Annotated in this window: 21 protein-coding genes; 12 read left to right on the top strand and 9 right to left on the bottom strand. The window is 60.8% G+C overall.

All coding sequences use genetic code 11. The features are described from left to right. Positions 1-2 precede the first annotated feature (2 nt). Together BLQ41_RS17790 and BLQ41_RS17785 are read left to right on the top strand one after the other, a co-directional pair. Positions 3-389 carry a DUF488 domain-containing protein gene (locus tag BLQ41_RS17790; RefSeq protein WP_090182863.1) on the top strand — a complete coding sequence of 129 codons (387 nt, stop codon included), beginning with the start codon at positions 3-5 and terminating at the stop codon, positions 387-389. A gap of 235 nt (positions 390-624) precedes the next feature. Further along, positions 625-1,551 (top strand): universal stress protein, encoded by a 927-nt coding sequence (locus tag BLQ41_RS17785; RefSeq protein ID WP_090182862.1) that lies wholly within the window; start codon positions 625-627, stop codon positions 1,549-1,551. Positions 1,552-1,694: 143 nt separating this feature from the next. Here BLQ41_RS17785 and BLQ41_RS17780 read toward each other — a convergent pair whose 3' ends face one another. Next, a complete protein-coding gene (locus BLQ41_RS17780) occupies positions 1,695-2,507 on the bottom strand; it encodes a class I SAM-dependent methyltransferase (RefSeq protein WP_090182860.1) in 813 nt (270 codons plus the stop codon). A gap of 30 nt (positions 2,508-2,537) precedes the next feature. Continuing rightward, positions 2,538-2,807 carry a DUF4242 domain-containing protein gene (locus BLQ41_RS17775; protein ID WP_090182858.1) on the bottom strand — a complete coding sequence of 90 codons (270 nt, stop codon included), beginning with the start codon at positions 2,805-2,807 and terminating at the stop codon, positions 2,538-2,540. 182 nt (positions 2,808-2,989) lie between these two features. Here BLQ41_RS17775 and BLQ41_RS17770 point away from each other — a divergent pair, with 182 nt between their 5' ends. Then, on the top strand, positions 2,990-3,982 hold the full coding sequence (locus tag BLQ41_RS17770) for an AraC family transcriptional regulator (protein WP_090182856.1): 993 nt from the start codon (positions 2,990-2,992) through the stop codon (positions 3,980-3,982). 9 nt (positions 3,983-3,991) lie between these two features. On the opposite strand, the gene BLQ41_RS17765 is transcribed toward BLQ41_RS17770, so the two are convergent. The 3 genes from BLQ41_RS17765 to BLQ41_RS17755 form a co-directional block, all read right to left on the bottom strand. Continuing rightward, positions 3,992-5,203, bottom strand: a complete 1,212-nt coding sequence (locus BLQ41_RS17765) for a cytochrome c biogenesis protein DipZ (protein ID WP_090182854.1) — start codon at positions 5,201-5,203, stop codon at positions 3,992-3,994. Positions 5,204-5,386: 183 nt separating this feature from the next. After that, positions 5,387-5,599, bottom strand: coding sequence for a hypothetical protein (locus BLQ41_RS17760; RefSeq protein ID WP_090182852.1), 213 nt, complete (start codon positions 5,597-5,599; stop codon positions 5,387-5,389). Positions 5,600-5,636: 37 nt separating this feature from the next. After that, positions 5,637-5,903 carry a DUF2790 domain-containing protein gene (locus tag BLQ41_RS17755; RefSeq protein ID WP_090182851.1) on the bottom strand — a complete coding sequence of 89 codons (267 nt, stop codon included), beginning with the start codon at positions 5,901-5,903 and terminating at the stop codon, positions 5,637-5,639. 311 nt (positions 5,904-6,214) lie between these two features. Between BLQ41_RS17755 and BLQ41_RS17750 the strand changes: the two genes are divergently transcribed. From BLQ41_RS17750 to BLQ41_RS17730, 5 genes are all read left to right on the top strand, one after another. Beyond that, entirely contained in the window at positions 6,215-6,955 is a 741-nt protein-coding gene (locus tag BLQ41_RS17750; protein ID WP_090182850.1) for a response regulator, read from the top strand. Further along, positions 6,952-8,262: a sensor histidine kinase gene (locus BLQ41_RS17745; RefSeq protein ID WP_090182848.1), complete on the top strand. Its 1,311-nt coding sequence runs from the start codon at positions 6,952-6,954 to the stop codon at positions 8,260-8,262. The genes BLQ41_RS17750 and BLQ41_RS17745 overlap by 4 nt, the downstream gene beginning before the upstream one ends. Before the next feature lie 105 nt (positions 8,263-8,367). Then, positions 8,368-9,000, top strand: a complete 633-nt coding sequence (locus BLQ41_RS17740; protein WP_090182846.1) for a CDP-alcohol phosphatidyltransferase family protein — start codon at positions 8,368-8,370, stop codon at positions 8,998-9,000. Then, positions 8,987-9,586 (top strand): lysophospholipid acyltransferase family protein, encoded by a 600-nt coding sequence (locus tag BLQ41_RS17735; protein WP_090182845.1) that lies wholly within the window; start codon positions 8,987-8,989, stop codon positions 9,584-9,586. The genes BLQ41_RS17740 and BLQ41_RS17735 overlap by 14 nt, the downstream gene beginning before the upstream one ends. Next, a complete protein-coding gene (locus BLQ41_RS17730; RefSeq protein WP_090182843.1) occupies positions 9,583-10,530 on the top strand; it encodes a phosphatidate cytidylyltransferase in 948 nt (315 codons plus the stop codon). The genes BLQ41_RS17735 and BLQ41_RS17730 overlap by 4 nt, the downstream gene beginning before the upstream one ends. A gap of 141 nt (positions 10,531-10,671) precedes the next feature. On the opposite strand, the gene BLQ41_RS17725 is transcribed toward BLQ41_RS17730, so the two are convergent. The 3 genes from BLQ41_RS17725 to BLQ41_RS17715 all read right to left on the bottom strand — a co-directional run bounded on the left by BLQ41_RS17725 (position 10,672) and on the right by BLQ41_RS17715 (position 13,735). Further along, on the bottom strand, positions 10,672-11,430 hold the full coding sequence (locus tag BLQ41_RS17725; RefSeq protein WP_090182842.1) for an HvfC family RiPP maturation protein: 759 nt from the start codon (positions 11,428-11,430) through the stop codon (positions 10,672-10,674). Continuing rightward, positions 11,423-12,262 (bottom strand): HvfB family MNIO-type RiPP peptide maturase, encoded by an 840-nt coding sequence (locus tag BLQ41_RS17720; RefSeq protein WP_090182841.1) that lies wholly within the window; start codon positions 12,260-12,262, stop codon positions 11,423-11,425. The genes BLQ41_RS17725 and BLQ41_RS17720 overlap by 8 nt, the downstream gene beginning before the upstream one ends. Before the next feature lie 144 nt (positions 12,263-12,406). Beyond that, the gene (locus tag BLQ41_RS17715) at positions 12,407-13,735 is read right to left on the bottom strand and encodes an acetamidase/formamidase family protein (RefSeq protein ID WP_090182839.1); all 1,329 of its coding nucleotides are present in this window, start codon (positions 13,733-13,735) and stop codon (positions 12,407-12,409) included. Between the two features lie 501 nt (positions 13,736-14,236). Between BLQ41_RS17715 and BLQ41_RS17710 the strand changes: the two genes are divergently transcribed. Both BLQ41_RS17710 and BLQ41_RS17705 read left to right on the top strand, forming a co-directional pair. Next, positions 14,237-15,283, top strand: coding sequence for a class I SAM-dependent methyltransferase (locus BLQ41_RS17710; RefSeq protein WP_090182838.1), 1,047 nt, complete (start codon positions 14,237-14,239; stop codon positions 15,281-15,283). Positions 15,284-15,470: 187 nt separating this feature from the next. Continuing rightward, positions 15,471-16,313 (top strand): NAD-dependent protein deacetylase, encoded by an 843-nt coding sequence (locus tag BLQ41_RS17705; protein WP_090182836.1) that lies wholly within the window; start codon positions 15,471-15,473, stop codon positions 16,311-16,313. Positions 16,314-16,428: 115 nt separating this feature from the next. On the opposite strand, the gene BLQ41_RS17700 is transcribed toward BLQ41_RS17705, so the two are convergent. Beyond that, positions 16,429-17,331, bottom strand: a complete 903-nt coding sequence (locus BLQ41_RS17700; protein ID WP_090182834.1) for a LysR family transcriptional regulator — start codon at positions 17,329-17,331, stop codon at positions 16,429-16,431. 177 nt (positions 17,332-17,508) lie between these two features. On the opposite strand from BLQ41_RS17700, the gene BLQ41_RS17695 reads away from it, so the two are divergent. Further along, positions 17,509-18,207 (top strand): CoA transferase subunit A, encoded by a 699-nt coding sequence (locus tag BLQ41_RS17695; protein WP_090182832.1) that lies wholly within the window; start codon positions 17,509-17,511, stop codon positions 18,205-18,207. A 36-nt stretch (positions 18,208-18,243) separates the two neighbouring features. Further along, the gene (locus BLQ41_RS17690; protein WP_090182831.1) at positions 18,244-18,909 is read left to right on the top strand and encodes a CoA transferase subunit B; all 666 of its coding nucleotides are present in this window, start codon (positions 18,244-18,246) and stop codon (positions 18,907-18,909) included. Positions 18,910-18,914: the final 5 nt, after the last annotated feature.

Below are 18,914 nucleotides of genomic sequence, written 5' to 3'. Positions count from 1 at the left end.
CCATGGCCATCCACATCGTTCGACTCGGTTCGCCCCGCACGCCTGACGAAGGCCTGCGTCTGGGCACGGTACGCCGCCCACCCCGGGGCGTGCCCAAGGCCGAGTTTGCCAGCCGTGATTTTTACGACGTCTGGCAACCGCTGCTCTCGCCCAGCGCGGAACTGGTTGCCGAAGCCAAAGCGGCGGTCGATGCAAAAGACTGGGAAGCCTTCCGACGCAAGTTCAAGGCCGAAATGAACCACCCCGCCCCCCACCAGCTGCTGGACCTGCTGGCCGCCCTCTCCCATCAAACCTCGCTGGCCGTCGGCTGCTATTGCGAGGAAGAGGCGCATTGTCACCGTTCGGTGTTGCGCGAACTGCTGGAGGCGCGGGGCGCCAAGGTTGTCTGAAAGACCAGACACCTCCCCCGTGTAGGAGCTGTGTAGGAGCTGTCGAGTGAAACGAGGCTGCGATCTTTTGATCTTGATCTTGAAAAAACAAAGTCAAAAGATCGCAGCCTCGTTTCACTCGACAGCTCCTACATAGCTTCTACATAGCTTCTACAGGCTTACGGGAAGTGGATCATGGTCAATACTTAGGGATTGAAGGACCGCTGTCTCTTCGTTCAGGCACGGGAGGTTCGTCATGTCCGAACAATCACGCTTCATGCTGGTCGCCTCGCCCCTGATGGAGCACAGCCCCGCCTTCGACCGGGCTGCGGCGCTGGCCAAGGCTGAAGGGGCGGCGCTGCACATCGTGGCGTTCGACTATCTGGAAGGCCTGGCGACCGCCAGCCTGGTCAACGAAAAGGCCCTGGAACAGATGCGCCTGGGCTACGTCGATCGCCACCGCCAGTGGCTTGAAGATCAGGCTCGCCCCTTGCGCAAGATCGGCGTGCACGTCACCACCGAGGTGGCGTGGGTCGAACGCCCGCTGGAGGAGATTCTAATTCACCTCAAAGAGCAACCGATGGACGTGCTGATCAAGGCACTGGAGCACCAATCGCTGCTGTCGCGGCTGATGTTTACCCCGCTCGACGTGCACCTGCTGCGCGAATGCCCGGTGCCACTGCATTTCGTCAGTCATGCCGTTAATGCCCTGCCTCGCAAGATCGTCGCGGCGATCGACCCCTTCCATCGCGATGATCACTACAAAACCTTCAACGACCGGATCCTTCACGAAGCCTCGAAACTGGCCAGCGCCTGTAATGCCGAGCTGGACGTGGTCTACGCCTATGACCTTTCCTCCATCACCTCCGACGAATTCGGCTTCGATAAAGGCTCGGGGTATTTCTCATCGGGCAAGGCCAAGACTCTGTTCGACTGTCAGGAGGAGGCCTTCAACGAATTGGCCGAACGCAACGGCATCGCGCCCGAGCAACGGCACATGATCATGGGCAGCCCGAGCAAAGTCCTGACTCGTTATGCCGATGCCTTTGACATCGACGTGCTCGTCATGGGCCGCATCGGCCATCGCGGGCTGGGGCGGTTTGTTGGCAGTACGGTGGAGCACTTGTTGTACAAAATGCCTTGCAGCGTGTGGGTGGTGTATACCGAGCGGCTGGATGAGTGATTGCCCCCTCGACGAAACAGCGTCGCTCCCACAGGTTGGGTACATATCCGTTTTTGGGGTAACGGCGGCTTAGGGTTCCGCCCTGACGGCGGGTCACTTGGAAAAGCGCCAAGTAACCAAAGGGGGGGTTGTGTATCGACAGTTCACCGTCGCGTAATGACAACCTCCAGATATTCACTAGGCACCACCAGCGATTTCTCTCCCGCCCGGTTCATCCGATTGATCAATTCCGTCAGGTCGTTTTCAAAGGCCTTGGCACCATCAGCAGGCAACGCCGCAAAGGCCTTGTGCAGCGGCCCGTACCAGTTGCGGAACACATCAATGAAATGCGCCGCCGACCGGTAACGGAAATTGAAAGTCCGCCGCGTAACCTGGACCAGAAAGTTGCGCTCATCGAAATGCTCATGCAGCCAGGGTTCCGACCCCCAATTCGAAGGCGATTGTGCCCCCGCCGGCGGTGGCAAGTGACGACCCAGGGTCTTGAACATCTGGCCGACAAAACCCTCAGGCGTCCAGTTCGCCAGGCCAATGCGCCCGCCAGGACGACACACCCTGGCCAGTTCCGATGCAGCCTTGGCCTGATCCGGCGCGAACATCACACCGAACGTCGACAGAACGGCATCGAAACTGCCATCGTCGAACGGCAGCGCCTCGGCGTCGGCCACCTGGAAGGTCACCTCCAGGCGTTCGGCCCGGGCGCGGTCTTCGCCGCGTTCCAGCAGCGCCGCGACATAGTCGGTCGAGGTCACGTAACAGCCACGGCGGGCGGCGGCGAGCGTCGCATTGCCGTTGCCGGCGGCAACGTCCAGCACCAACTCATCGCACAGCAGGTCGCAGGCTTCGGCCAGTTGCTCGCCGACAATCTGCAAGGTGGTGCCGATCACGGCATAGTCGCCGCTGGCCCATGCGGCCATTTGGCGGTTTTTCAGGGCAGTAAGATCAATGGGGGTACTCATCAAGTCTGCTCCGTACAGGTCTGTCGCGGCTTATTCCGCCGTGGTCGGATCGATGATGTTCATGACTTGGGAAATGCGGTTGGCTGGAAAACCACTCAGCCGGGCGTGCTCCTTGATCAGCTCTTCGCTTGGCGCGATGTACACGCAGTACAGCCTGTCACCCGTGACATAACTCTGAAGCCACTGCACCTCGGGCAAATCGCGCAACGTCCGGCAGGACTTTTGCGATGCCGCTTTCAAATCCCTTTCTGACAGTGTTCCAGCACCTGGAATATCGCGTTCTATAACGAACTTAGGCATGGCAACCTCTCATTGTTGTTATTGATGACAGGGTCAGCAGTGGCCCTGTGGGCAAACTATCGCTCTGCCAACTTACGGCGTCCTGCCCGATCGTCGGCCAACACTGTCCGATCGTCCGGAGATTTCGCACAGCGGCGCCACACGTTCACAATCGAAAGCATTCGCCTGCACGGAAAACCGTCATGGATGCCCTGTCCCAGACCCTGCGTGTCGTGCGCCTGGTCGGCGCGATTTTCATCAATGCCAGGTTCACTGCGCCCTGGTGCTATCAGTCGCCCAGCGCCGACACGGCCGCGCCGTTTCTGGAGCCCGGCGCCGAACGCGTGGTGATCTTTCACTTGATCACTGAAGGCGAGTGTTACGTCGAACTCGGTGATGAGCCGCCGCTGCTGCTGACGGCTGGCGATGTGGTGGTGTTTCCTCAAGGGGACGCCCACCGTATGAGCTCCAAACCCGGGCTTGCACCGGCCACCGGTGCGCGGCTGGACGCAGTGCTGGCACGCCGTCCCCGGCAACTGAGTTATGGCGGTGGCGGCGCGGTGACGCGCCTGGTGTGCGGCTACCTGGCATGCGACAAGCGGTTGGCGGGCATGTTGCTGACAGGGTTGCCGGCGGTGGTGCGGGTCAATGTGCGCGGTTCGAATGCGGGTATCTGGCTCGAATCTTCAGTGCGTTATGCGCTGGCCGAAGCGCGTTCGCCCAGGCCCGGTGGTGAAGGCGTGTTGGCCAAACTGGCCGAGGTGCTGTTCATCGAGGTATTGCGCCTGTACATGAACGAACACGGCGAAGGTCGGACCGGATGGCTGGCGGGTGTCAGCGACCGGATCGTCGGCGCCGCCCTCAACGCGCTGCACAAAAAACCCTGTCACGCCTGGACCCTGGAGGAACTGGCGCGCACCGCCGGCACGTCAAGGTCGGTGTTGGCAGAGCGTTTTGCGTGTCTGGTGGGGAGTTCGCCGATGCAGTACCTGACGCAATGGCGCATGTTGCTGGCCGCCAACCTGTTACGCAGCAGTAACAGTTCGTTGATGCGGATTGCCGAAGAAGTGGGTTACCAGACCGACACGGCGTTCAGCCGGGCCTTTCGTCGTGAGTACGGCGCGCCACCGGCGGCGTGGCGCCGCAGTCAGGAGAAAAAAACAATGGCCCACGGCGCGCAGCCTGTGAGCCAGTGATGTTGAGGGTTACGCGGCAGGTGCCTTGGCCTCTTCCAACAGTTGCTGAATCATCTGTTCCTGAGTCTCGTAGCTGCCTTCGCCAAAGTGGGTGTAACGCACCTGGCCCTTGGCGTCGATCAAGTAGTGAGCGGGCCAGTACTGGTTGTCGAATGCACGCCAGATCGCGTAGTTGTTATCGATGGCCACCGGGTAGGTGATGCCGAGCTTTTTCACCTGATCCTTGACGTTGTCGATGATGCGTTCGAAACCGTATTCCGGGGTGTGGACGCCAATCACCACCAGGCCATCCTTCTCGTATTTCTTCGCCCAGTCCTTCACGTACGGCAAGGTGTGCTGGCAGTTGATGCAGTCGAAGGTCCAGAAGTCCACCAGCACCACTTTGCCTTTCAGGGACTCGTTGCTCAGGGCCGGCGAGTTGAGCCATTCGACCGCGCCAGACAGCGACGGCATGGCGCCTTGGGCGTTGTCCATGGACGTATCGGCCTTGACCTTGCTGACGAAGTAGTCGACCACTTTCGGCACGGTTTCCAGCACACCTTTCTCCAGGCTGCTGACACCTTCGGACGAGGTGCCGGCCAGCAGTGTCTTGTCGGCGCCGGTGGAAATCACCGCGGCAGCGGCCAACACCGCCACACCCGCCCCCCGACGCAGCCAACCGGTGACCGGGATCGACGCTTTCAAGCGATTGACCAAACCGCGACCGGCGAAGATCAAGGTGCCCAGGGACAGCGCGCTGCCCACGCCATAAGCCAGCAACAACAAACTGGTCTGCGCATTGGCGCCTTGCAGCATGGCGCCGGTAAGAATCACCCCAAGGATCGGCCCGGCACAGGGTGCCCAAAGCAGCCCGGTGGCCACGCCAATCATCACCGATCCCAGTGGACCGGACATTTTGCGGGTGTCCGGGTCGAGGCGATTGCCCAACGCCACGAACGGGCGGGCCAGCCAGTCACCGACACGCGCGGAAATCAGCGACAGGGCGAACAACCCCATCACGATCAGGGCGATGTGACGGCCGGTGTTGTTGGCTTGTACCACCCATTCGCTGCTGACCACGGCCAGGCTGGAGATCAGCGCGAAGGTCAGGACCATGCCGCCAAGGGTCAACAAGATCGATGAACGCGTGCGTTTGACACCGGCGAACAGGAACGGCACGACCGGCAGGATGCAGGGGCTGAGGACGGTCAATATGCCGCCCAGGAACGCGATGAGAAACATGGGGTCACCTTTGAAATCAGAGGGTCGACACACCAACAATCCCTTGTAGGAGTGAGCTTGCTCAGGGCGGCATTCCGACGATGAGGCCAGAACATTCAACATCGATGTCGACTGACACTCCGTCATCGCGAGCAGGCTCACTCCCACAGGGATCGGCGGTATTTACAAAACCGTGTTTGGGCATCAAGCCGTCTGGTTATCCAGTTGTTGCCCCTGCGGCGTACGGCTCGAACCGTCCTGCGCCAGAAAGGCATTACCGGCCTGCTCCGCCACCGGCGTCAGCTGGAAGCATGTGGCACTGCCACAGGTTTTCTGTTCAACAGCGACATTGGCATGAGCCGCCGCACCAGCAATGGAGAAGGCAACAGCGGTCAAATAGCGCGTGACGTTGATCATGATGTTCTTCCTGTTTCAAAGGGGATCGGCAAAGGACTCAATTGTCGGTGGTGCAGCCATCGGCAAATTTGCTGTAATCGAGCACTTGGGTTTTGCCGTGGGAATCCAGGTAGGTCATCTGGGCATTGACGATCCCGCAGGAAGGCGTGGCGTCCTGTTTCAACGACAGCACTTTCTTGATGTCCAGGTGGGTGCCGTAGGTGTAGGTTTTGGCGGTGACATCGGCGGCTTCGGCGCGGGCCGCCAAGGTGCAGACGTTCAGGGCGGCAAACAGGCAAGCGGCATAGATGGCTTTGGTGTTCATGGTGGTTTCCTCAAGGCTTCAATGGATAGGTCGTTCATGTGGGCCGAGGCGGTCTGGTCTGGTGTGCCTCGATGGAACCTATTAGAAGCTTGCGAGGTATCTCGTCTGTGTCGAAAACAGGCGCATGTAAATCGTTGCGTATCAAAGCCGGCCCCTGATACAGAGCGATACAAAACCACTGAAAACCGGCGTTTTTGCGTCTGCGTGTATCCGTCGCCACGGCAGATACACTGCAATACAAAGGGCTGCGGGCGAGCGGGCAAAGGCTCGATAGACTGCGTGACATCCCCCATTGATAGAGGCTTGGTTCCATGGAACATGTCGATCACATTCTCATCGTCGACGATGACCGCGAGATCCGCGAGCTGGTGGGCAACTACCTGAAGAAGAACGGCTTGCGCACCACCGTCGTCGCCGACGGGCGTCAGATGCGCGCCTTTCTCGAAACCACGCCGGTGGACCTGATCGTGCTCGACATCATGATGCCGGGCGACGATGGCCTACTGCTCTGTCGCGAATTGCGCGCCGGCAAACACAAGGCCACGCCGGTGCTGATGCTGACCGCGCGCAACGATGAAACCGACCGCATCATCGGCCTGGAAATGGGCGCCGACGATTACCTGGTCAAGCCGTTCGCCGCCCGTGAACTGCTCGCGCGCATCAACGCCGTACTGCGGCGCACGCGGATGCTGCCGCCAAACCTGGTGGTCACTGAAAGTGGTCGCCTGCTGGCTTTCGGACGCTGGCGCCTGGACACCTCGGCCCGCCACCTGCTCGACCAAGACGGCACCATGGTTGCGCTCAGTGGCGCCGAATACCGCTTGCTGCGGGTGTTTCTCGATCACCCGCAACGGGTGCTCAATCGTGACCAGCTCCTCAACCTGACCCAGGGCCGCGACGCCGACCTGTTCGACCGCTCCATCGACTTGCTGGTCAGCCGCTTGCGCCAGCGCTTGCTCGACGATGCCCGCGAACCGGCCTACATCAAGACCGTGCGCAGCGAAGGCTATGTGTTTTCGCTGCCGGTGGAAGTGCTCGGTGCATCCTCATGAAGCTGGCGATTCGTTGGCCGCGCACCCTCGCCTCGCGGCTGTCGCTGATCTTCCTGATCGGCTTGATCCTCGCGCAGGCGCTGTCCTTCGGCGCGCAGTACTACGAGCGCTACGAAAGCGCGAAAAACACCATGCTGGGCAATCTGGAAACGGACGTCTCGACGTCCATCGCCATCCTTGACCGCTTGCCGGCCGATGAGCGCGCGAGCTGGCTGAAACAACTGGATCGGCGCAATTACCATTATTTGCTCAATGAAGGCTCGCCGGGCACCAGCATGCGCGACATGCCCATGGCGATGAGCTCGATCAAGGACGCCATCGGCAAGGATTACCCGATGAACGTGACTGACATTCCCGGCCCGCAAAAGCACTTTCAGGTCCACCTGAAACTGGCGGACGGCAGCCCGGTCACCATCGACGTCCGGCCATCCATGGTGCCACTGTCGCCGTGGCTGCCCGTCGTGTTGCTGGGCCAGTTGGCGCTGATGATTCTCTGCACCTGGCTGGCCGTGAAAATCGCCATCCGTCCCCTCACCCGCCTCGCCCAGGCCGTGGACAACCTCGATCCCAACACCCACGCGGTGCTGCTGGATGAAAACGGTCCGACCGAAGTCGCCCATGCCGCCATCGCCTTCAATTCGATGCAGGCGCGTATCGCGGCGTACCTCAAGGAGCGCATGCAACTGCTGGCGGCGATTTCCCACGACCTGCAAACCCCGATCACCCGCATGAAACTGCGCGCCGAATTCATGGACGACTCCAGCGAGAAAGACAAACTGTGGAACGACCTCGGTGAAATGGAGCACCTGGTGCGCGAAGGCGTGGCCTATGCCCGCAGCGTTCACGGCGCCACCGAAGAAAGCCGCCGTACCGACCTCGATTCGTTCCTCGACAGCCTGGTGTTCGACTATCAGGACATGGGCAAGGACGTGCAGCTCAGTGGCAAAAGTGGCGCGGTGATCGACACCCGGCCCCAGGCATTGAGGCGCATCCTGGTGAACCTCACGGACAACGCGCTGAAGTTTGCCGGGGCGGCTGAACTGTGGGTAGAAACGAAAAACGGCAACCTGTCGGTCAAGGTCATGGACCGCGGCCCCGGCATCGCCGAAGAGGAACTGGCCCATGTGATGGAGCCGTTTTACCGGGTGGAGAATTCACGCAATCGCAGCACTGGCGGGACCGGTTTGGGCCTGGCGATTGCCCAGCAGTTGGCATTGGCCATCGGCGGATCGTTGACCCTGAGTCAGCGTGAGGGCGGTGGACTGTGTGCGGAATTGAAGTTGCCACTTCGACCTGTCAGTCAGTAAACAGGCACAAGAGCGAAGGATAGCCTCTATAGTGTCGGGCACAGTCGCGCAACGCGCCGCTGTGCTGCTCCCGATAGCAACTGACACCTATATGGATATTGGCAAATGGATGACAACAGAAGGCCCATCAAGACACGCTCTGCGGGCTGGGCAAAATACCTCACCGACCTCTTGGTGAAACGAGACATTTCCCCCAATCAGATCTCCGTCGCCAGCATCGCCTTTGCGCTCGCTGGCGCAGTGGCGCTGAACATCGATAACGGCCTTGTCGGCTCGATCATCTGCGCAGTGGGCATCCAATTGCGCTTGCTGTGCAACCTCTTCGACGGGATGGTGGCGATCGAGGGCGGCAAGAAATCCGACATCGGCAGCCTCTATAACGAATTCCCCGACCGCATTGCCGACAGCCTGCTGATCATCGCCCTCGGGTATGCCATCGGACACGCCGACCTGGGCTGGTTCGCGGCGTTGGCCGCAGCACTGACGGCGTACGTGCGGGTATTTGGCGGCTCGATCGGTTTGAAGCAGAGCTTCATGGGGCCGATGGCCAAGCAGCATCGAATGGCCGTGATGACCGGCGCACTGCTGCTCAATGCGATCGAAACCAGCCTGTATGGCACTCACTACAGCCTGCTGGTCGCACTGATCGTGATCGCCGCCGGATCGGCCGCGACCTGCGTCACACGCACCCTGGCCATCTCCCGTCAGCTCAAGGAGAACGCCCATGTGGATCAGTAACGCACTGATTTCGGTCCTTCGATTCCTCATCGGCGTCACGGCCCGTTGGGAAAGCCCGCCAGACCTGACGCGCCAGCGCATCTATTTCGCCAACCACACCAGCCACATGGACACCCTGGCAATCATCGCGGCCCTGCCGCCCGAAGCCCGGATAAACGTGAAACCTGTGGCAGCCGCCGACTATTGGGGCAAGAACGCGTTTCTGTCGTACATCTCGCAGAAAGGCCTGAATGCGGTGCTGATCGAGCGTAATCCAGCGCCCGGCGTCAATGTGCTCGAGCCGATTTTCGATGTGGTGCGCGCCGGGCATTCGATCATCATCTTTCCGGAAGGCACCCGCGGCAACCAACCGTTGCCCGGCCCTTTCAAATCAGGGCTGTACCGCTTGGCCGAGACGTTCCCCGAGGTCGACCTGGTGCCCATCTACCTGGAAAACCTGCATCGCTCCATGCCAAAAGGCAAACACGTGCCGTTGCCCATCATCTGCACGATCCGCATCGGCGACCCGATGCAACGGATCGACGGTGAGGAAAAACAGCTGTTTCTGGACCGGGCGCGTGATGCGATTGTGAGGTTGGCGGAATGAATCTTGACCAAAAGTTTTTGTGGTTCTTCGGTGCTATCGCCGGCCTGTTGGCGATTGCCTCGATCATCGGCCGGATCCTGGCCAGCCGGGCTAAATCAGAAAGCTCGATGTCGACCATCGAGAACCTCAACCAGCGGGTCAATGCCTGGTGGGGGATGGTCATCATCTTCTTCGTGTCCTACCTGCTGGGCGGGAACGCGACGGTCATTCTGTTCGGCTTCATTTCCCTGTTCGCACTCAGGGAGTTCATCACCCTGACACCGACACGGCTGGGTGACCACAACGCGTTGTTCTCGGCGTTTTTCATTCTGATTCCGCTGCAATACGTGTTGATCGGCACGCACTGGTATTCGTTGTTCACGCTGTTGATTCCGGTGTACGCCTTCCTGCTGTTGCCGGCGATTGCGGTGCTGAGCCAGGACACCGACGCCTTCCTGGAACGGGCGGCCAAGATTCAGTGGGGGGTGATGATTTGCGTGTATTGCATCAGTCACGCCCCGGCACTGTTGCTGCTGGACCTGGAAGGCTTCAAGGGCCAGAACGCGTTGCTGCTGTTCTACCTGGTGTTTGTCGTGCAGATGAGTGACGTGCTGCAGTACGTGTTCGGCAAGCTCTTTGGCAAGCACAAGGTTGCGCCGCTGGTAAGCCCGTCGAAAACCGTGGAAGGCCTGGTGGGTGGCGGTCTGTCGGCCACGCTGATTGGCGGGTGCATGTTCTGGATGACACCGTTCAGTTTCTGGCAGTCGTTGTTGATGTCGTTGGTGATTGTGGTGATGGGGTTTCTCGGCGGGCTGGTCATGTCGGCAATCAAGCGCAGCTTGAGCGCCAAGGACTGGGGAACCATGATCAAGGGGCACGGCGGCATGCTGGACCGGATGGATTCGATCTGCTTTGCGGCACCGATCTTCTTTCACCTGACGCGGTATTTTTTCTCCGCGACATAAAACAGACACCACTAATCCCTGTGGGAGCGGGCTTGCCCGCGATGAGGCCGGCACATCCAACATTGATGTTGGCTGATGATCCGCCATCGCGGGCAAGCCCGCTCCCACAGGGCTCTCGGGTGGTTGGGAGATTGTGGTGGGTCAGGCAGTTACGCCCACCACCCCTTCCCCATGCATCTGCCGCAACAATGCCGCGCCACTCGCCATGAAATCCTGTGATCCCGCGGCCCCCGCCTCCATCGCCAGACCTTCCAGCTGCGCCCGCCCATCCAGCTCGGGAAATTCTTCGATCCGCTGCAACAAGCGCCATGCCAACGGGCTCAGTTCGGAAAACTTCACACTCCAGTCTTCTGCCCGACGCACCAACAATAACGTTGGTTGAGGCGGTGCACTGTCTGGCTGATGATCCGGCCCCACCAATTGCACCGGCCACGCATAGGCCAACGGCCAGGCCAGCGGCGACACCTGCAACGGTCGCTGCAAAATAAGCTCGACGTCGCTCGGCGCCAGCGGATCGGCGTCGGACTGCTGCAACGCCATCTCGACCCACTCGTAATGCGCCAACTCGACCATGAACGGCGGCCACACGCCCTCACTCAACGCCTGCGGTCCGGAGGCCAGGAACTCGACGAACTCCTGGGCGATTTCGCCGAACTTCGGCGTGCGCGCGCGGTAGTCCCGCAGGAAGATCCGCACCAGCGTGCGCCAGTGTTCATCACCCAATATCTTGATCAGCACCGGAAACGTCCCGCTGAGCAACGACGACAGGTTGGCGAAGATCAGGTCACGATAAACCTGTGCCCGCACGGCGTTCATTTCGCTGGGCGGCGCGCAGTGATCGGGGTCGCGCAGGTAAAGACCCATCGCCGTTTGCTGTTGAAACAGACTTGGCTTATCCACGGTTCACCCCCTCTGTTTGCAAGCGGCGAATGGTCTGCAATTCGGCGACCAGTTCAGAGAACGCCGGGAAATTGAAATCCCGTTCCAGCAACGTCGGTTGCGCGCCAAACCGGGCATACGCCTCGGCCAGCAACGACCAGACCGCCGGTTTTACCGAAGCGCCGTGGGTGTCGATTTTCAAGCTGTCCGATTCATCGAAGTGCCCGGCCACGTGCATAGCCACCACTCGGCCCGAATCGATGCCGGCCAGAAAGGCCTGCGGATCGAGGCCATGATTGATCGAGTTGACGTACACGTTGTTGACGTCGAGCAGCAGGTCGCAATCGGCTTCGCGCAACACCGCGTTGGTGAAGGTCACCTCGTCCATGTCCTGTTGCGGCGCGGCGTAATAGGAGACGTTTTCCACCGCCAGGCGCCGACCGAGAATGTCCTGGGCCTGGCGAATCCGCGCGGCAACGTGGTGCACCGCTTCTTCAGTGAACGGCAACGGCAACAGGTCATACAGGTGACCGTCGTCGCTGCAATAACTCAGGTGCTCGCTGTACAGCGGCACGTTGTAGTGATCGAGGAACATCCGCACTTCCTGAAGAAACCCGACGTCCAGTGGCGCCGGCCCGCCCAGGGACAATGACAAGCCGTGACAGGACAATGGAAAGCGCTCAGCGAGGGCTCGCAGTGCATGACCGTGGGCGCCGCCGATGCCGATCCAGTTCTCCGGCGCGACTTCCAGAAAATCGAAATCGCCGGCACCGGCGGCCTGGAGATCCTTGATTAAACCGCGACGCAGGCCCAGCCCGACGGTCGCTTTCGCTGAGGTGATGAGGGTTTGCATGCTGTCGGTCTCTCGGGTGGCCGGAACGGATTCACAGTTAACCGAAGCGGTGTATCTACTCTGTGTTCCGGTGCGGCAGAAAAGCGTGGCGAATGTATCGACGACGGGTCTGTACACACTCTGGTACAGACCCGCCGATGGGCATTACGGCAAGTCGTATTTCTCGCGTACCAGATGGCCGATGCCGATGCGGTCGAGCACGTGCATCGGACACAAGAACGTCACGCGGACGGTGCCGGGCAAGCGGCTGATGTCGATGGAGCCGGTGATGGTCGCGCGGTTGAGCACTTCGTCATACGGCAGGCCGGTGACTGAGGCGGCGCGTTTCAGGCCGTTTTCCACCGCGACGTTGAGGTTCTCGCCGCTGCCGATGAAAGTGATCGGGCCGCTCTGCTCTATGTCGTGCTGGCCCCAGCGCTCGCCCAGTTCACGGACTTTCTGCCGCTGCTCGGCGTTCATCGGCCGGGCCATCGGTGGCAGGTCGTCGAGGTTTTGCAGGAGGATCGGCCCTTCCAGCGTCAGGTTCTTCACCACTTCCACCACCACTTCGGTTTCCCCGGAGCAATCGGTGGCGTGTCCGGCGATCTCGCCGTTGCCTTGCTGGGCGTGCATGTCGCCCATGTACACGCCGGCACCCGGCACTTTTACCGGGCAGATCAGCACACAGCCTTCGCGGATCGAGTTGGTGTCCATGTGGCCGTCGGTCTTGGCCGCGTGCAGTTCTTCGCGGGTCATGCCGAAACGGTGCGGCGCATTGATCAGGTATTGGCCGAAATCGGCGCAGTTGTGCGAATCGGGCAAATCACGCGACGGCGTGGTACCGATGTTGCCGAGGAACGGGCGCATGTGGGCGGCGACGCCTGGAATGTCTGCGCGGGCCAGGGACAGGATCGAGTGTTGGGCGGCAAACTCCGGCAACGCCGACATTTCGGACGCGTTGCCGGCCAGTTGATTGGCGATGTCCTGATTGACGGTCAGGCTGACCTGATTCTGCGCATCGAACACGATTACGTAACCGTGGCTGAAGCGAAACGCGCTGACTTCGGCGCCGCAGTGGTTACAGCGAATCGAATCCTCACCGATGCCTTCGACATGGCTGGCCGGGTGCTCGGTGCCGCATTTGGCGCAGAATTTTGAAACAAACGGGTCGCCGTTGTAACGGCCCTCGACGAAGCTCATGACCCCGGACGAGGTCGCCAGGGACGTGACGCGCATGCGTTTTATCTTGATCGCCACGGCGTCGCCAATCTCGGCGCCGGCGATGGCCACCGGTTGGGTCACTTCGTGGCCGCCCTCAAAGGCCGGCGTAATCATCGGCCCCCAGCAACCCGGCGGCGTGCCAGTGATCAAGGTGCCACCGTCGGCCAGAGGGCCGAGCATCGGTTGGCTGGGGCCTATGAGGCCATTGGTGTACTGATCGACGCGCAGGCGATGGACGGGTTTCTGGTCGGTTTCAGGCAGGAGCGTGGTCATTATTGTCCCCTTGGCGGAGTCACGAGCGAAGACGGCCGCCTGGTGCGACGACCATGAAAGTGCCTCGACAGCCCCGTTTCCCGGGCGCTGAACAGCCTTTACAGTTCATCGCAGGTTTGTATCTGGTCTGTGTTCGGAGGTAGCCGGGAATGCAGCGGAATGTATCGCAACGGCGGCTGGATACAGTGCGATACACGCGCCCCTTCAGGTCACCAATGAACCCTGTGGGAGCGGGCTTGCCCGCGATGAGGCCAACGCATCCAACATATTTTTCGCCAGACACACTGCCATCGCGGGCAAGCCCGCTCCCACAGGGGCCGGTATCGTCAATGGAATGTGAGCTTTCGTCGCTCAAGGCCGCGGCGCGCGGCCCGCGAACTAAACTTACTGCACGCAGGACGAGCTTGATCGCCCTGTTCAATCCCCACGACCACCGCCCAGAGGTGAATGCCTCTACCCTCCTCGCCTCTGGACCGTGATCCTGTTGAAGGAGCACACGTGATGGACGAGGCCAGACTCAATGATTTCATGGGCAAACTGGTGGGTGACATGGGCGGCGCGGCGATGCTCGCCAACGTCATCTTGGGCGAAGAACTCGGCCTGTATCGCGCGATGGCCGACAGTCAGCCCATCACCCCAGAAGCACTTGCCGACAAAACCGGCTGCAACACCCGCCTGCTGCGCGAATGGCTCAGCGCCCACGCCGCTTCCGGTTATATGGAGCACCAAGGCGGCCAGTTCCGCCTGCCCGAAGAACAAGCCCTGGCGCTGGCCATCGAAGACTCGCCGGTCTATATCGCGGGCGGTGTCGGGGTGGTTGCATCGTTTTTCCATGACAAGGACAAACTGGTCAACGCCATGCGCGGCAATGGCGCCCTGGCCTGGGGCGATCACCATCCGTGCATGTTCAGCGGCACGGAACGGTTCTTCCGCCCTGGCTACAAAGCACACCTGGTCAACGAGTGGCTGCCGGCCCTCGACGGCGTCGTCGCCAAACTGGAGGGCGGCGCCAAAGTCGCTGACATCGGCTGCGGGCACGGCGCCTCCACGGTGATCATGGCCCAGGCGTTCCCGAACTCGCGCTTCGTCGGTTTCGACTACCACGCGCCCTCCGTCACCGTCGCCACCCAGCGCGCCGAAGAAGGTGGCGTGGGCGGACGTGCACGGTTCTTCCAGGGCACGGCAAAAAGCTTTCCCGGCAACGACTATGACCTGGTCTGCTATTTCGACTGCCTGCACGACATGGGCGACCCGGTGGGCGCGGCGAAACACGCCTACGACGCGCTGAAACCGGACGGCACGGTGCTGCTGGTGGAACCGTTCGCCAACGACAAGCTCGACGACAACATCACCCCGGTGGGCCGGCTGTACTACGCCGCTTCGACTTTCATTTGCACCCCGAACTCGCTGTCGCAAGAAGTCGGCCTGGGGCTCGGCGCCCAGGCGGGCGAGGCACGGTTGCGCAAAGTCTTCACCGACGCGGGGTTCAAAAGCTTCCGGCGAGCCACGGAAACGCCGTTCAACCTGATTCTGGAGGCGCGTAAATAACCACCCACTGAAAAACCTGTAGGAGCTGTCGAGTGCAACGAGGCTGCGATCTTTTGACTTTGATTTTTAAAAAAACAAGATCAAAAGATCGCAGCCTCGTTGCACTCGACAGCTCCTACAGGGGGTTGCGTGGGGTCAGTCGGTAAATGCTAACCTGCAAACACTCACGGCCCCCGGAGTGTTGAACATGCTCGACCGCCCCATCCGCGAACAACTCGACCGACTCCAGCAATGGATGGTCGACCAGCCGTTTATGGTCCTGACCGGTGCCGGCATCAGCACTCCCTCGGGCATTCCGGACTACCGCGACAACCAGGGCGTGCGGCGAGGCCGGCAACCGATGATGTATCAGGAGTTCCTGTCGGCCCCGGAATCGCGGCGGCGCTATTGGGCGCGGGCGATGCTCGGCTGGCCGCGCGTGCGCCAGGCGCAGCCGAACGTGGCTCACGAAGCCTTGGCCAGTTTGCAAAGCACCCGGCAGATCAGCGGGTTGATCACCCAGAACGTCGACACCTTGCACGACCAGGCCGGCAGCCATGACGTGATCGAGTTGCATGGCAGCCTGCACCGAGTGCTGTGCCTGGATTGCGGGCAACGCAGCGAACGGGATTCGATTCAGCAACTGATGGAGGCACAAAACCCCTATCTCGCCGGGGTGGATGCAGTGCAGGCGCCGGACGGCGACACGCTGCTGGATCCTGCATTCGAGGCGCGGTTCCAGGTGCCGCACTGTCCGCAGTGCGCCGGGGAACGGATGAAGCCGGACGTGGTGTTTTTTGGCGAGAACGTCGCGCAAGCGACAGCGGCCAAGGCAATGGCGGCGGTTGAACAGGCGGCGGGATTGTTGGTGGTGGGGTCATCGCTGATGGCGTATTCGGCGTTTCGGTTGTGCCGGGCGGTGGCGGATCAGGGGAAGCCGTTGATTGCGATCAACCTGGGCAAGACCCGGGCGGATGACCTTCTGGACATGAAGATTGAAGGATCGTGCGAGCAGCTGCTTCCGCTCCTGGCCCAGCGCCTCACTTCCTGATTCAACCTGAAACCCTGTGGGAGCGGGCTTGCCCGCGATGCGGTCGGCACAACCAATAAATTTGGCGACTGACACACCGCCATCGCGGGCAAGCCCGCTCCCACAGGTATTGTGTTTATCCCTCGGTCAATCGCGCGCCCAGATTTTCAGCTTTAAGGATATCGAACAACGCCTGCGCCGCCGCCGACAGTTCGATCCCCGGTTTGGTCAGCACCCCGATCGCCCGCTCCACCACCGGGTCGCGCAAGGTGATGCAGCGTGCGCCGAGTTCGCGCATCTGCCCGGCACACAACGCCGGCACCGCGCTCACGCCCAAGCCGCTGGCCACCATCCGCCCCACCGTCGCCAATTGATGGCTTTCAAACTCCACCGGCAATTTCATGCCCCGCGCCTGCAAGTGTTCTTCCAGCATCACCCGCACCGTCGACGGTCGCTGCAAGGTGATGAACGGCTCCTTGAGCAGGGTCTGCCAATCGATATCTTCCAAGTCGGCGAAAGGCGAATCCTTCGGCACGACCGCCACGAAGCGGTCCATGTACAACGGCGTGAATGCCAGCGATGAACTCTGGGTCGGCTCGAACGCCACCCCCAGTTCCACCTGCCGGTCGCGCACCATTTCCAGCACCTGCTCGTTGATCACGTCGTTCACCGTGACGTTGACCTTCGGATACCGCGCGCGAAAGGTCTTGAGGATCGGCGGCAGCAGGTTCCCGGCAAACGACGGCATCGCCGCCAGGGTCACGCGACCGCGCTGGAGGGTGAAACGCTGGCGCAGTTCGTCCTCGGCATTGTCCCAGTCGGCGATCAACCGCCGCGCCAGGGGAACCAGGGACTCGCCTTCGGCGGTCAGCGCCACGTTGCGCGTGTTGCGGGTGAACAGCCTCCCGCCCAGGCCTTCTTCCAGCGCCTTGATGGTGAGGCTCAACGCCGATTGCGACAGGTGCAACCGCTCGCATGCCACGGCAAAGCTCAGGCTCTGGGCCACGGCCAGGAATGCGCGGATCTGCTTGACGGTCATAGTCGCTTCGCTCCAGTTGTAAGCTACAAGCATTAAGCTGTAAGTTGAAAAGCCGTTATTTGTTGAGTTTTATGAATCAATCAACCTTAAAAATCAACTTAACAAATAAATCCTCCAGCGAGACACTCCTATCCCATACGGCTAGCCAGCCGCCCATCAAGAATAAAAGAGGTGCATATGGCAGGTTTCGACAAGCGCGTGAGTTCCTACGAGGAAGCTCTGGCAGGTCTTGAAGACGGCATGACCGTGATCGCCGGCGGCTTCGGCCTGTGTGGCATTCCGGAAAACCTGATCGCCGAGATCAAGCGCAAAGGCACTCGTGACCTCACCGTGGTTTCCAACAACTGCGGCGTCGACGGTTTCGGCCTCGGTGTGCTGCTGGAAGACCGGCAGATCAGCAAAGTGGTGGCCTCCTACGTCGGCGAGAACAAACTGTTCGAAGACCAACTGCTCAAAGGCGAAATCGAAGTCGTCCTGACCCCGCAAGGCACCCTCGCCGAAAAAATGCGCGCAGGCGGTGCCGGCATCCCGGCGTTCTTCACCGCCACCGGCGTCGGCACCCCGGTGGCCGAAGGCAAGGAAGTGCGCGAATTCCATGGCCGCAAGTACCTGATGGAAGAATCCATCACCGGTGACTTCGCCATCGTCAAAGGCTGGAAAGCCGACCATTTCGGTAACGTGATTTACCGCCACACCGCTCAGAACTTCAACCCGCTGGCCGCCACCGCCGGCAAGATCACCGTGGTCGAAGTCGAAGAAATCGTCGAACCCGGCGAGCTGGAGCCGTCGCAGATCCATACCCCTGGCATCTACGTCGATCGGGTCATTTGCGGCACGTTCGAGAAGCGCATCGAACAGCGCACCGTGCGTAAGTGATCCCCTGCCCCCGGACCGAATGAAGGAATAACAACAATGGCACTTTCCCGCGAACAAATGGCTCAACGCGTCGCCCGCGAAATGCAGGACGGCTTCTACGTGAACCTGGGCATCGGAATTCCGACCCTGGTCGCCAACTACATTCCCGAAGGCATGGAAGTCATGCTGCAGTCGGAAAACGGCCTGCTCGGCATGGGTCCGTTCCCGACTGAAGAAACCATCGATGCCGACATGATCAACGCCGGCAAACAAACCGTGACCGCGCGCATCGGCGCGTCGATCTTTTCCTCGGCCGAATCCTTCGCGATGATTCGCGGTGGTCATGTCGATCTGACCGTGCTGGGCGCCTTTGAAGTCGACGTCGAAGGCAACATCGCCTCGTGGATGATCCCCGGCAAGCTGGTCAAGGGCATGGGCGGCGCAATGGACCTGGTGGCCGGCGCGGACAACATCATCGTTATCATGACCCACGCCTCGAAAGACGGTGAGTCCAAGCTCTTGTCCAAATGCAGCCTGCCGCTGACCGGCGCCGGCTGCATCAAGCGTGTGCTGACCGACCTGGCTTACCTTGAAATCAAGGACGGCGCGTTCATTCTCAAGGAACGCGCACCGGGCGTCAGCGTTGAAGAGATCGTCGCCAAGACTGCCGGTAAACTGATCGTGCCGGATCACGTTCCGGAAATGCAGTTCGCTGCCCAGTGAGGAAT

The sequence above is a fragment of the Pseudomonas arsenicoxydans genome (genome assembly GCF_900103875.1).
GTDB lineage: Bacteria > Pseudomonadota > Gammaproteobacteria > Pseudomonadales > Pseudomonadaceae > Aquipseudomonas > Aquipseudomonas arsenicoxydans.
This window is presented reverse-complemented; position numbering and strand designations above follow the sequence as displayed.

Coding starts and splice junctions, on each gene's coding strand:
- BLQ41_RS17720 (WP_090182841.1), bottom strand. CDS start 12,262: ATGCAAACCCTCATCACCTCAGCGAAAGCGACCGTCGGGCTGGGCCTG.
- BLQ41_RS17770 (WP_090182856.1), top strand. CDS start 2,990: ATGGATGCCCTGTCCCAGACCCTGCGTGTCGTGCGCCTGGTCGGCGCG.
- BLQ41_RS17695 (WP_090182832.1), top strand. CDS start 17,509: ATGGCAGGTTTCGACAAGCGCGTGAGTTCCTACGAGGAAGCTCTGGCA.
- BLQ41_RS17745 (WP_090182848.1), top strand. CDS start 6,952: ATGAAGCTGGCGATTCGTTGGCCGCGCACCCTCGCCTCGCGGCTGTCG.
- BLQ41_RS17765 (WP_090182854.1), bottom strand. CDS start 5,203: ATGTTTCTCATCGCGTTCCTGGGCGGCATATTGACCGTCCTCAGCCCC.
- BLQ41_RS17715 (WP_090182839.1), bottom strand. CDS start 13,735: ATGACCACGCTCCTGCCTGAAACCGACCAGAAACCCGTCCATCGCCTG.
- BLQ41_RS17775 (WP_090182858.1), bottom strand. CDS start 2,807: ATGCCTAAGTTCGTTATAGAACGCGATATTCCAGGTGCTGGAACACTG.
- BLQ41_RS17730 (WP_090182843.1), top strand. CDS start 9,583: ATGAATCTTGACCAAAAGTTTTTGTGGTTCTTCGGTGCTATCGCCGGC.
- BLQ41_RS17690 (WP_090182831.1), top strand. CDS start 18,244: ATGGCACTTTCCCGCGAACAAATGGCTCAACGCGTCGCCCGCGAAATG.
- BLQ41_RS17760 (WP_090182852.1), bottom strand. CDS start 5,599: ATGATCAACGTCACGCGCTATTTGACCGCTGTTGCCTTCTCCATTGCT.
- BLQ41_RS17740 (WP_090182846.1), top strand. CDS start 8,368: ATGGATGACAACAGAAGGCCCATCAAGACACGCTCTGCGGGCTGGGCA.
- BLQ41_RS17700 (WP_090182834.1), bottom strand. CDS start 17,331: ATGACCGTCAAGCAGATCCGCGCATTCCTGGCCGTGGCCCAGAGCCTG.
- BLQ41_RS17735 (WP_090182845.1), top strand. CDS start 8,987: ATGTGGATCAGTAACGCACTGATTTCGGTCCTTCGATTCCTCATCGGC.
- BLQ41_RS17750 (WP_090182850.1), top strand. CDS start 6,215: ATGGAACATGTCGATCACATTCTCATCGTCGACGATGACCGCGAGATC.
- BLQ41_RS17710 (WP_090182838.1), top strand. CDS start 14,237: ATGGACGAGGCCAGACTCAATGATTTCATGGGCAAACTGGTGGGTGAC.
- BLQ41_RS17755 (WP_090182851.1), bottom strand. CDS start 5,903: ATGAACACCAAAGCCATCTATGCCGCTTGCCTGTTTGCCGCCCTGAAC.
- BLQ41_RS17780 (WP_090182860.1), bottom strand. CDS start 2,507: ATGAGTACCCCCATTGATCTTACTGCCCTGAAAAACCGCCAAATGGCC.
- BLQ41_RS17790 (WP_090182863.1), top strand. CDS start 3: ATGGCCATCCACATCGTTCGACTCGGTTCGCCCCGCACGCCTGACGAA.
- BLQ41_RS17785 (WP_090182862.1), top strand. CDS start 625: ATGTCCGAACAATCACGCTTCATGCTGGTCGCCTCGCCCCTGATGGAG.
- BLQ41_RS17705 (WP_090182836.1), top strand. CDS start 15,471: ATGCTCGACCGCCCCATCCGCGAACAACTCGACCGACTCCAGCAATGG.